The sequence below is a fragment of the Hyphomicrobium sp. genome, assembly GCF_036833075.1.
In the GTDB taxonomy this organism is placed as follows: domain Bacteria; phylum Pseudomonadota; class Alphaproteobacteria; order Rhizobiales; family Hyphomicrobiaceae; genus Hyphomicrobium_C.
The window spans coordinates 1-10,920 of sequence record NZ_DAITQL010000112.1 but is presented as its reverse complement, the minus strand read 5'-3'; the positions used below and the strand labels follow the sequence as shown (position 1 = coordinate 10,920).

Annotated in this window: 8 protein-coding genes and 1 other RNA gene; 7 read left to right on the top strand and 2 right to left on the bottom strand. The window is 68.8% G+C overall.

The annotated features are described in order from the left end of the window. Together ssrA and V7082_RS19955 are read left to right on the top strand one after the other, a co-directional pair. Window positions 1–126, top strand: a transfer-messenger RNA (tmRNA) gene (gene ssrA / locus V7082_RS19960); the annotation flags it as partial. A gap of 54 nt (window positions 127–180) precedes the next feature. Then, window positions 181–897: an SspB family protein gene (locus tag V7082_RS19955; protein WP_334151300.1), complete on the top strand. Its 717-nt coding sequence runs from the start codon at window positions 181–183 to the stop codon at window positions 895–897. Window positions 898–1,001: 104 nt separating this feature from the next. Here V7082_RS19955 and V7082_RS19950 read toward each other — a convergent pair whose 3' ends face one another. Further along, the gene (locus tag V7082_RS19950; RefSeq protein ID WP_334151299.1) at window positions 1,002–1,358 is read right to left on the bottom strand and encodes a hypothetical protein; all 357 of its coding nucleotides are present in this window, start codon (window positions 1,356–1,358) and stop codon (window positions 1,002–1,004) included. A gap of 259 nt (window positions 1,359–1,617) precedes the next feature. Here V7082_RS19950 and V7082_RS19945 point away from each other — a divergent pair, with 259 nt between their 5' ends. From V7082_RS19945 to V7082_RS19930, 4 genes are all read left to right on the top strand, one after another. Then, window positions 1,618–1,935 carry a hypothetical protein gene (locus tag V7082_RS19945; protein ID WP_334151297.1) on the top strand — a complete coding sequence of 106 codons (318 nt, stop codon included), beginning with the start codon at window positions 1,618–1,620 and terminating at the stop codon, window positions 1,933–1,935. A 136-nt stretch (window positions 1,936–2,071) separates the two neighbouring features. Next, window positions 2,072–3,484: a class II fumarate hydratase gene (gene fumC, locus V7082_RS19940; protein ID WP_334151296.1), complete on the top strand. Its 1,413-nt coding sequence runs from the start codon at window positions 2,072–2,074 to the stop codon at window positions 3,482–3,484. Between the two features lie 30 nt (window positions 3,485–3,514). Next, entirely contained in the window at window positions 3,515–3,730 is a 216-nt protein-coding gene (locus V7082_RS19935) for a DUF4169 family protein (RefSeq protein WP_334151295.1), read from the top strand. Continuing rightward, entirely contained in the window at window positions 3,727–3,987 is a 261-nt protein-coding gene (locus V7082_RS19930) for a ribbon-helix-helix domain-containing protein (protein ID WP_334151293.1), read from the top strand. The genes V7082_RS19935 and V7082_RS19930 overlap by 4 nt, the downstream gene beginning before the upstream one ends. A gap of 18 nt (window positions 3,988–4,005) precedes the next feature. Here the strand turns inward: V7082_RS19930 and V7082_RS19925 are convergent, their stop codons facing one another. Next, window positions 4,006–8,061, bottom strand: coding sequence for an AsmA family protein (locus tag V7082_RS19925; protein ID WP_334151291.1), 4,056 nt, complete (start codon window positions 8,059–8,061; stop codon window positions 4,006–4,008). Between the two features lie 343 nt (window positions 8,062–8,404). Between V7082_RS19925 and V7082_RS19920 the strand changes: the two genes are divergently transcribed. Continuing rightward, on the top strand, window positions 8,405–10,920 hold a 2,516-nt coding region (locus V7082_RS19920; RefSeq protein ID WP_334151290.1), incomplete at its 3' end, for a UvrD-helicase domain-containing protein.

The following is a 10,920-nucleotide window of genomic DNA, read 5'->3' as shown; positions in this document are numbered from 1 at the left end:
AATGACAACTATGCTGAGGCTGCTCTCGCTGCGTAATGCGGCGCGAAATGCCTAACTACTAAAGTCCTCGCTCCTAGCCGAGCAAGGCGCGGTCTGGGAGGCACCGGGCAACAGAAGCCTCCCACTCAATTTGCATTTGCGTCGCTGGGGGGAGTGGCGATCGGGGCGAAGCGGCACGGCATGACGGTTGAGTCGACGATCGACTACGAGGGACTCGCGCAGGAAGCGATGCGCGGAGTCGTGCGCAAGGTTCTCGCCAGCACGGCCAAGACCGGCCTGGCGGGCAATCATCATTTTTACATTTCCTTCGATACCGAGGCTCCGGGGGTGTCGCTGTCGCGGCGCCTGAAGGAGAAGTATCCGCAGGAAATGACCATCGTGCTTCAGCACCGCTTCTGGGACCTGGCGGTCACCGAGGAGCGCTTCGAGGTCAAGCTGACGTTCGACGGCATCCCCGAGCGTCTGGTGGTGCCCTTCGAGGCCATCAAGGTTTTCTTCGATCCGTCGGTCCGTTTCGGACTTCAATTCGAGGATCCAAACGCAGGACCCGAGACGCGCACGCAAGCGGCCGGAGGCGCCTTCGAGGGCTTGTCCCCGCGCGGCGGAGGACGTGCGGCCGCGACGCGCAAGCCCTCCCGCACCCGCAAGGCGCCGCCGGGGGCCGATGCGGCGAAAGCCGACGCCCCGAACGGCGACGCGTCGCCGGACCAGGGGGCAGCCGAAGGCGCCGAGCCCGGCAAGGCCCCGTCTCCCGTCACGCCGCTCGCCGCCAATTCCGCCGCGAGGCGCGCTCAGGCCGCCGATGACGAGCCGGAGGGGGCTGAGGGAGCCGATGAGGCGCCTGCCAAGTCCGGCGGCGCCGAGATCGTCAGCCTCGACAAGTTCCGCAAGAAATAGTCGCGAACGCTCAGTCATCATTGCCCGCGATGGCGACATAAAATGTGCGGCGCCAAGCGACGCCGCACGCGTTTTTTCTGCGATCTTGAGCTGGTCTTCCGAATCTAGCGCCGGCCGAGGGGATGCTCGAAGCGCTCCTTGACCCAACGGCGGCTGTGCCTGTGAGAGGGCCGGTCGTATCGGTCGTAATAATAGTAGCTGCGCCGCGGGTAGTAATAATCATCACCATAGTACCCGTCGTAATATCCGTAGTCCGGATAGAAACCGTAGCCGGGTCCGATGTAGATGCCGACGCCGCCCCAGCGGCCGTGCCTGACAGGCTGCACGCCGACGGGCGCGGGATCGGTCGCCGTTACGGCCGGCGACAGCGGTGCGGCTTGCGCGACGCCGCCGAGTGCGGTGAGGCCGACCAGCATCGCAGCTCCCGCGAAGGCCGGGCCAAGCGTTTTTGAGATGCTCATGATGGGTCTCCTGTGTGGACGCCGGAGTGTGGCGTCACGTCTGAGGAAGGAAGCATCAGAGCGCGCAAAGGGTTCCGGCCGGGCGGCGTTCCGTCCATCGAGCGGATGAACGCCCGTTCAGGTAGATGAACCGTAACTAACTGAAATATTTTACGTTTTTAGCAACGGAAGCGATCGCGTCGTGACGTTCTCCCTCATGTAAGCCCGAGAGAAGACGCTGCCCCCGCAGCGCCGGGCCCGAAACGGACTGGAGACGACCATGAACACCAAGATCAAGACTGCGCTTCTGACGGCTGCCGCTCTCGTCATGACTGCCGGCGTGTCCGTTGCGGCCCCTGCGAAGTATCACAACGACTACGGCAAGCACGGCTACGGCAAACCCAGCTACGGCAAGGTCGTGAAGAAGCACGCCATCAGCCCCTACGAGCGCGCGCAGATCGCCAAGAGCGCTGCCAACCTCGCGTCTCTGAAGAAGCGCGTCTGGCGCGACGGCAAGGTGACGTTCGCCGAGCGGATCATGCTGAGCAACGCCGAGCGCCGCCACAACGCGCTCGTCGCCCGCGCCTACCGCACGTAGCGGGTGGCCCGCCGGCAAAGGAGTGCGGGCAACATAGGAAGAGGGCCGCGCCCGCGCGGCCCTTGACCGTTTCCGTTGCGGCGCACGCCGTGCTATGGCCACCGCCAATCGTCGGAACGCCAGCACGGACTACGCCATGACCGAGAACAAAGCCCCCGCCAGACCGGCCGTTCGCATCGAGACCGACACCTTCGGCGAGATCGAGGTGCCGTCCGACCGCTACTGGGGTGCGCAGGCCCAGCGGAGCCTCGGCAACTTCAAGATCGGCTGGGAGAAGCAGCCTGCGCCGGTCGTCCGCGCGCTCGGCATCGTGAAGCGCGCCGCGGCCGAAACCAACATGGCGCTCGGCAAGCTCGATCCGAAGCTCGGCGAGGTCATCGTCAAGGCGGCCCAAGAGGTGATCGACGGCAAGCTCGACGCCCACTTCCCGCTCGTTGTCTGGCAGACCGGCTCCGGTACCCAGTCCAACATGAACGCCAACGAGGTGATCTCGAACCGCGCCATCGAGATGCTGGGCGGCGTCATGGGCTCGAAGAAGCCCGTGCACCCGAATGACCACGTCAACATGAGCCAGTCGTCGAACGACACCTTCCCCACCGCCATGCATATCGCGTGCGCCGAGGAGGTTGCTCACCGGCTGATCCCGGCGCTGAAGAAGCTTCACGGCGCGCTGGCCGAGAAGGCCAAGGCCTGGCAGGACATCATCAAGATCGGGCGCACGCACACGCAGGATGCCACGCCGCTAACGCTCGGCCAGGAGTTCTCGGGCTATGCCCAGCAGATCGAGAACGGCATCAAACGCATCGAGATGACGCTCCCCGCCCTCATGGAGCTGGCCCAGGGCGGAACGGCGGTCGGCACCGGTCTCGCCTCGCCGAAGGGGTTCGCCGAAAAGGTGGCCGAGCGCATCGCCGCCATCACGAAGCTGCCCTTCACGTCGGCGCCGAACAAGTTCGAGGCACTCGCCGCCCATGACGCGATGGTCATGACGCATGGGGCCATCGCCACCGTCGCCATGAGCTGCTTCAAGATCGCCAACGACATCCGCTTCCTCGGCTCGGGCCCCCGCTCCGGTCTCGGCGAGCTCGCCCTTCCCGAGAACGAGCCGGGCTCGTCGATCATGCCGGGCAAAGTGAACCCCACCCAGTGCGAGGCGCTGACGCAGGTCGCCGCTCACATCCACGGCAACAACGCCGCCATCGGCTTCGCGGGCAGCCAGGGCCACTTCGAGCTCAATGTGTTCAACCCGATGATGGCCTACAACTTCCTGCAGTCCGTGCGGCTCCTGGCCGACGCCGCGGTCTCCTTCACCGACAACTGCGTGGTCGGCATCGCGCCGCGCCTCGACAATATCGCGAGCGGTCTTCAGAACTCGCTGATGCTGGTGACGCCGCTCAAGGAGAAATACGGCTACGACCGCGCCGCCAAGATCGCCAAGACGGCGCACAAGAACGGCACCACGCTCCGCGAGGAAGCCATCAAGGACGGCATCCCCGCGGAGGATTTCGACGCCATCGTGCGCCCGGAAAGAATGATCGGCCCCGAATAGCGGGCTCCGACGGCCGGCAGAGAGGTGCGCATGTCCGCAGAGATCGTCAACCTCCGCAAGGCCCGCAAGGCGCGCGACCGCTTGGCCAAGGAGAAGCGCGCCGAGGAGAACCGCGCGAAGTTCGGCCGCACTCGGGCCGAGCGCGAGCGCCAGACCGCGGACGAGGCGATCGCCGCCCGCCGTCTCGACGCGCACCGGCGGGATGCGGCGGACGGCAGCGACGACGACGGCACGCCGCAATCATGACCGGCCCAGCCGCGAGGCCCGTGAAGCGCTCGTTCTCCATACGTGGCCATCGCACGTCGATCTCGCTCGAAGAGCCGTTCTGGGAGGCGCTGAAGGAGGCGGCCGCCCGCGAGCGGGTCTCGCTTGCGGGCCTGATCGCCCGCATCGATGAAAGCCGCGGCTCAGCCGGCCTCTCGAGCGCCGTGCGCGTATGGATCCTGGACGACGTTCGCGCCGCCGGAGCGGTCGTCCGCTATGACGGCGGCAACCGCGATTGAGGGGAGAGGCGAGGCCGGTCAGTAGGGCGAGATCTGGAACGGCTTCCAGTTGTCCTTCGGCAGCGGCTTGCGGCGCGGACGCTGCGATGTCGGCGAGGGCGTGATCGCAGGTGCCGGCGGTGCTGCAGCCTCGATGTCCTCTTCGATCGGAACGCCCTGTCGAGGGTCGGCCACGCTGTCGTCGTAGAGGTCGGATGGGCTGGCGCTGGGCGGTGCGGTCAGGGTCTCGCGCTCGACCGCATCCGCTCCCGGCCGGGGCGCCGTCGTCTGGGGCTGGGCCTGGTCCTCCTCGGCCGCCCTGCGCCGTTCCTCTTCGAGGCGCGCGCGTGCTTCGTCCGCCTTGCGCCGCTCGGCATCCTTCCGGGCCCGGGCTTCGTCGAGCTTGCGCAGGCGCTCGAGCTCGCCCACGTCGATTTCCATCTTGCGCACGACGACCTCGCGCTCGAGGGCGCCGGCCGAGACCTGGGGCGCGAGAGAGGCGAGCTCGCTGAGCTTGCCGGTGTAGACCACCGTCACAGGCGGCAGCAGCGCGCGGGTGGGATCGGCCGCAAGCCCTTTGTCGAGCTTCGGCGCGATCTGCCACTCGCTGTCGAGCCGCATCGTGGCGAGCTCGACCGCGGTGACGAAGCTTGAGCGTCCGTCCGCCATCTCGATCTGGACCTTCTTGAGCTTCAGCGCGCCGTCGCTGATCTCCACCGGAATCGTGAGCTTGCCGAGGTTGACCTCGCCCTGCTTGAGCGCCGCGCCGATCGCCTCGGCGAGGGCGGCACCCCCGCTCGGGCCCTGGCCGGTGAGGGCGGCGCGCGCCACCTGGGACACGGCCGCCGGGGAATTGCCGTTGAGGGTCGCATCGCCGACCGAGAGCTCGCCCGATCCCGACATGGCGGCCATCAGCGCGGCTGGGCTCAACGCGCGGCTCGAAAACGTCACGGCGAAGGCGGCCGTATCGCCGGGCTGGGCGTCATCCTCCGCTGCGGGCTTGCTCGACACGTCGATCCGCAGTTTTCCCGAAAGACCGATCCCCGCCGGCGCCCGCGTCATGTCGAGCGCGGCCTTGAGGCGCCCGCCGACCGCATCACCGTCGAGCCGTGTCACTTTGATGCCCTGAGGAGAAAGCTCCGCCGCTAGCCGGGCGTTGCCGAGCGTCAGCCCCGGCTCGAGGGCGAGTGCGCCGATGGCGAGCACGATCTTTCCGTCGACATGGTCGAGGAGGCCGAGGTCGAACGCGCGCTCGGGCCAGATGACGGCCGCGGCGGGGGCTTCGGCGGCTGAGCGGGGCGCGAGTCGGGGGGGAGGAGGCGTGAGCGCGGCAAGCACATCGGAGGCTTCCGATGCGCCGAGCAGAGGCGCGAGCAGCTGGGCGAAGGAGGCCTTGTCCGCCGCGAGCGACGCGTCGATCGTCGTGCGTCCGCTGTCGCCGGCAGCGAGCGTCGTATGTCCGGAGACGGCGCTCTCGCCGAGCCTGACCGCTTCGCTCTCGAGCCGCAGCACCGACCCCGTGCGGCGGACGCCGATCGATCCGTTGAGCGGAACGCCCGCGGCGCCCTCCGCAACGCGAAGCCCCGCCAGCGCCAACGCGATACGGGCGTCGGGCACCGCGATCTCGAGCGCGCCGTCGAGGCCGGTCTCCCCGGGCTTGGCGAGGCGCACCTGTCCGCGGTAGCCGATGGAGAGCCCGTCGGCCTTGACGTCGGCGAAGGCGAGAAGCCCCTCGGAGGGCACGCCCGCCGCCTTGATCAGCACGCGCCCGTCTCTGCTTGGCAGGGGGGCTCCGCTGCCGCCGATGGCGACGCCGGAGAGCGCCGTGATCAGTTTCGCCACGTCCGGGCTGTCGGCGGTCACCTTGAGGTCGAGCGGCGTGGTGCGCCACTGCGCCCGCCCGCCGTCGAGTCGGAGCGACGCGGCAAAGCGGCCGCCGCCGAGCGTTCCGTCGACGCGGAGCGCATTTGCGTTGGTCGGTCCGCCGGCAAGCTCGAGCGTGCCGGCGAGGCGCAGCGGCGCGAGGCCGGCGATCCGGCCCAGGAGATCGTCGGCGCCGTCACCGGCGCCGAGCAGCGCCGCAAACGCGCGCGCCGCCTCGGCGTTCGGAGCCGAGACCAGGCCGCGGACCGCGCCTTTGGGATTGGCCGGCACCTCCGTCGCTTCGCCTTCCGCGTCGATGGAGAGCCCTTCGGGCGTCGCGAATCTGAGGCGCGGGATCGAGAGCGTGCCGCGCTCGAGCCGGATGTCGAGATCGACATCCTTGAGCGTGCGGGCTCCGTCGACGAGCTCGGCGACCTTGAGGACGAGCGCGAGATCGCTTCCCGCGGGATCGAACGCGGCGCTTTCGGCCGACGGCGGCGCCTCAGCCGGGTCGCCACCCGCTGCGTCCGTGCCGAAGAGGATCCGCCGCAGGCGGGCGAGGTCCATGACGCCCGCGCCGAACTGCGCCACGTCGATGCGCGGCCCTTCGACGGCGATCGCGATCCTCCGGCGCTCGCCGAGATCGAGCGTGAGGCTGCCCTCGACCGGCGTTCCCGAGAAATCGACGGTCGCATCCGTGAGCGCCAGCGTGCCGTTGCCGAGCGCGAAGCGTCCGTCGAGGGAGAAGGGGCCGTCGGCGCGCTCGCGTTCCACCTGCGGTTTGCCGAGCCCCCAGGCCAGGAAGCGCATCAGGCTTTTGCCGGACACGAAGAGGGTGCCGTCGAGGTTCGGCACCTTGGCGCCGGGCGTCAGCACGCCGTCGAGGTCGAGCCGCACGCCGCCCGGCAGGTCGGCGCGCACGCCTTTGAGCTCGAGCGGACCTCCGGACCGGGCGGCGGCAAGGCGCACGTTGCTGACCGGCTCTCCACCGAGCGTGAGCTGGTCGAACTCGAGCAACGCATTGGTATCGGCTGCGGCCGGGAGAGCGGCCGCGAGCGCCTCGAAATAGCTGCGCGCCGCGTCGAGCGGCATGCGCGCCTCGCTCGTGCGCGCCAGCCGGTCGAGATCGAGCCAGCGCGAGGCGAGGCTCACGTCGAGCTCGGTCTTGCCCGCCCAGCCGAACTGCGCCCGCCCCGTGATGAGCTGCGGCGTCGTGCCGGCCTCGAGCGAGACGCTGAGGTCTTCGAGCGCCACGCCGAGCGCGGTTCCCTTGACCTTGGATTTGAGCTCGAAGCCCGTCGCGCCGCCTGCCGTCGCCGGTACCGCCGTCTCCGTCGTCGTTGCCTGAGGCGCGGCTGGGGAAGGCTGCGGCGCGCTGCCCGGCGCGGCAGGGGCCATGTCCTCCGGCGGCGCGTTGGGCTCGGGCGGCGGCGCGGGCGCGACCGCCGGCTCCAAGGACGCGGGCTTCGCCCCGGCCGCGAGGTTGAGCTTGGCCGTGAGATCGCCCTCGAGTGTCGGTGCGCCCTTGAGGTCGGAGAGCCTGGCGTCGAGCACATAGGCGTTGGCGCTGTCGGCGACGTCGACGGCGGCCTTGAACCTGAGGTCTCCGTTCGCGTCGCGCTTGGCGGTGGCGACCTTCAGGTGGCGGAGCGCGCCGTCCCAGCTCACGGTGCCCTTGAACTTGTAAGGCCCTTCCAGGGCGTCCGCGTTGAGCTCGCCGTTGATGTCGTCGAAGCGGGCCAGCTCGTCGTGCGACGGCCCGGTAACGATCACCGCCCCGTCCTGGATGGCCACCGACTGCAGCGCCACGTCCTTGGGCGCGAACGGAAGGGTGCCGGGCGTGACCGCGAGCGTCCGCCAGTTTCCGCTGCCCTCGGCGTTGATCGCGAGGTTGATGACCGGGCGGCGCAGCTCGACCTTGTGGGCTTCGAGCATGCCCCTCAGCAGGGGAGGCACCGAAAGCCACATCGTGAAGCTTTCGGCGCGGATGATCGAATTGCCGCCGTCGTCGCCGACATCGGCAATTCGGATCTTCTCGAACGAGACGAACGGCGCCGGCAGCAGGCGCAGGTTGACGTCGCCGCCGACGCGCACCTCGCGCCCCAGGATGCGGGTGGCTTCCTCTTCGAAGATGCCGCGGTAGCTGTTCCAATCGACGAAGCGGGGAACCGCGAAAAGAACCGCCAGGGCCGTGATCAGAATGCCGCCGAGGTAGAGAAGGGCGTTGTTCATCCGCGTCCTGGTCTGCTCAAAATTCCTGCCCTTGGGCTTCCCCCGAATCCGGAGGCGTCGTGCGGCCCGCGAGGGCGTCGGTTGGCCACCCCGAGCCGAAAGCGCCGCCGGACGGGCCGGGGAGGCCGGTCGGAGACACGGGGGCCATCGCGAGATGCGACGGCCGGCGCGGCGCCACAATAGCCCAACACGCCAGCGAAGTGTGACCCCCAATTGGGGCATTTTCCTGGGGAGGATGATCTGTCCTGCTCCCGGAACGTCAGGCGCGACCTATATTTTCATCACGCGGGATGATTTGCGCGCCCGATTGCCGTCGCCTTGCGCGTGCTATAGAGCCGAGTGAATGCCGCACGATGACAAAGACGCCGCCGCCCGGCGTGCCGTGCACGCTGGCGCGCGCGGCCTTCCGCCTGCAAACGGGGAGGATGACCTTCCGCCGTTCGACCTTCCGCAGGCACCGGAGACCGGCGCGGCGAGGGAGACGGCGGCGGCCGTCCCCGAGCAGACCCGCTCCATCTCCGAGCGCGCGCGCGCCGCGGCCGCCCCGCCCTATCTCTCCGGCCTCAATCCCGAGCAGCGCAAGGCCGTCGAGGCGCTCGACGGCCCGGTGCTGGTCCTCGCCGGCGCCGGCACCGGCAAGACGCGCGTGCTCACCACGCGCATTGCCCACATCCTGGCGACGGGCCGCGCCTGGGGCAGCCAGATCCTCGCGGTGACCTTCACCAACAAGGCGGCGCGCGAGATGAAGGAGCGCATCGGCGTGCTCGTCGGCGGCGCCGTGGAAGCCATGCCGTGGCTCGGCACGTTTCATTCCATCGGCGTCAAGATCCTGCGCCGCCACGCGGAGCTGGTCGGCCTCAAGTCCGGCTTCACGATTCTCGACACCGACGACCAGCTCCGCCTCATGAAGCAGGTCATCGAGGCCGAAGGGCTCGACAAGGACCGCTGGCCCGCCCGCCAGCTCGCCGGCCTCATCGACGGCTGGAAGAACCGCGGCCTGACGCCCGCCAAGGTGCCGGCCAACGAGAGCTTCGCCTTCGCCGGCGGCAAGGGCGCGACGCTCTATGCGGCCTATCAGAAGCGCCTGAAGGAGCTGAACGCGGCCGACTTCGGCGATCTCCTGCTCGAGACGCTGCGCCTCTTCATGGAGCACCCGGACGTGCTCGCCGACTACCACCGCCGCTTCCGCTACATCCTGGTCGACGAGTACCAGGACACCAACGTCGCCCAGTATCTCTGGCTGCGCCTTCTGGCCCAGGGCTCGCCCAATGTCTGCTGCGTCGGCGATGACGACCAGTCGATCTACGGCTGGCGCGGCGCCGAGGTGGACAACATCCTGCGCTTCGAGATCGACTTCCCCGGTGCCAGCATCATCCGTTTGGAGCGCAACTACCGTTCGACGGGCCACATCCTCTCGGCGGCCTCCGGCCTCATCGCCCGCAACAAAGGCCGCCTCGGCAAGACGCTCTTCACCGACGGCGAGAAGGGCGAGAAGGTCACGGTGATGGGCGTCTGGGACGATGAGGAGGAAGCCCGCGCCATCACCCGCGACATCGAGGAGCTTCGATTGGGCGGCCATCGCCTGAACGGCATCGCCATCCTTGTCCGCGCCTCCTTCCAGATGCGCGCCTTCGAGGACCGCTTCGTCACGACGGGCATCCCCTACCGCGTCATCGGCGGCCCGCGCTTCTACGAGCGCGCCGAGGTGAAGGACGCGCTCGCCTACCTTGAGGTGACACACAACCCGGCGAACGACCTCAAGTTCGAGCGTATCGTCAACGTGCCGAAGCGCGGCTTGGGCGATACCAGCGTCGAGCGCATCCACGCGCTCGCGCGCGCCCGCGGCGTGCCTTTGTTCCGCGCCGCCCGCGAGATCGTCGAGACCGAGGAACTTGGCGGCAAGGCGAGGAAGTCGCTCACCGATCTGGTCAACGCCTTCGCGCGCTGGCAGAGCCTGATCGGCGCCATGAAGCACACCGAGCTCGCCGAGCTGATCCTCGACGAGAGCGGCTACACGGCCCACTGGCAGGCCGACAAGAGTCCGCAGGCCCAGTCCCGCCTCGAGAACCTGAAGGAGCTCGTGCGCTTCATGCACGAGTTCGAGACCCTTGAGAGCTTCCTCGAGCACGTCTCCCTCGTCATGGACGCCGAGCAGGGCGACGACGGCGACCGCGTGAGCCTGATGACGCTGCACGCCGCCAAGGGGCTCGAATTCGATACGGTCTTTCTGCCCGGCTGGGAGGAGGGGCTGTTTCCGCATCAGCGTGCGCTCGACGAGAGCGGGGAAGCCGGCCTCGAGGAGGAGCGGCGCCTCGCCTACGTCGGCCTGACGCGTGCCCGTCGCCGTGCCAAGGTTTCGTTCGCGCAGAACCGGCGCACGCGCGGGCTCTACCAGTCGGCGATCCCCTCGCGCTTCGTCGACGACCTGCCCGAAGGCGACGTCGAGGTGGTGGAGACGCGGAGCCCGTTCGGCGGCGCCTATCAGAGCTTCGGCAATCCGTTCGACACCGGAGGCTTCGGCCGCAACCCCTACGGCAAGAGCCGCTTCGACGCCGCCGAGCCCCGCTTCGCATCGAGCTACGACACGCCGGGCTGGCAGCGGGCCCAGACTTACGAGAAGACAAAGTCGCACGAAAAAGAGTGGTCGCGCGACGCCGAGCGCAAGCGCCAGTCGGGCTTGAGGCCCATGAAGCCGCCGCTCACCATCGAGGGCGAGCTGATCGCCTCGTCATCGGCGAAGGGCGCGGGCTACAGCGTCGGCGCCCGGGTGCGCCATCAGAAGTTCGGCCCCGGAACCGTGACCGAGGTCGATGGCAACAAGCTCACCATCGAGTTCGACCACGCCGGCAGGAAGCGCGT

Coding starts and splice junctions, on each gene's coding strand:
- V7082_RS19955 (WP_334151300.1), top strand. CDS start 181: ATGACGGTTGAGTCGACGATCGACTACGAGGGACTCGCGCAGGAAGCG.
- V7082_RS19950 (WP_334151299.1), bottom strand. CDS start 1,358: ATGAGCATCTCAAAAACGCTTGGCCCGGCCTTCGCGGGAGCTGCGATG.
- V7082_RS19945 (WP_334151297.1), top strand. CDS start 1,618: ATGAACACCAAGATCAAGACTGCGCTTCTGACGGCTGCCGCTCTCGTC.
- fumC (WP_334151296.1), top strand. CDS start 2,072: ATGACCGAGAACAAAGCCCCCGCCAGACCGGCCGTTCGCATCGAGACC.
- V7082_RS19935 (WP_334151295.1), top strand. CDS start 3,515: ATGTCCGCAGAGATCGTCAACCTCCGCAAGGCCCGCAAGGCGCGCGAC.
- V7082_RS19930 (WP_334151293.1), top strand. CDS start 3,727: ATGACCGGCCCAGCCGCGAGGCCCGTGAAGCGCTCGTTCTCCATACGT.
- V7082_RS19925 (WP_334151291.1), bottom strand. CDS start 8,061: ATGAACAACGCCCTTCTCTACCTCGGCGGCATTCTGATCACGGCCCTG.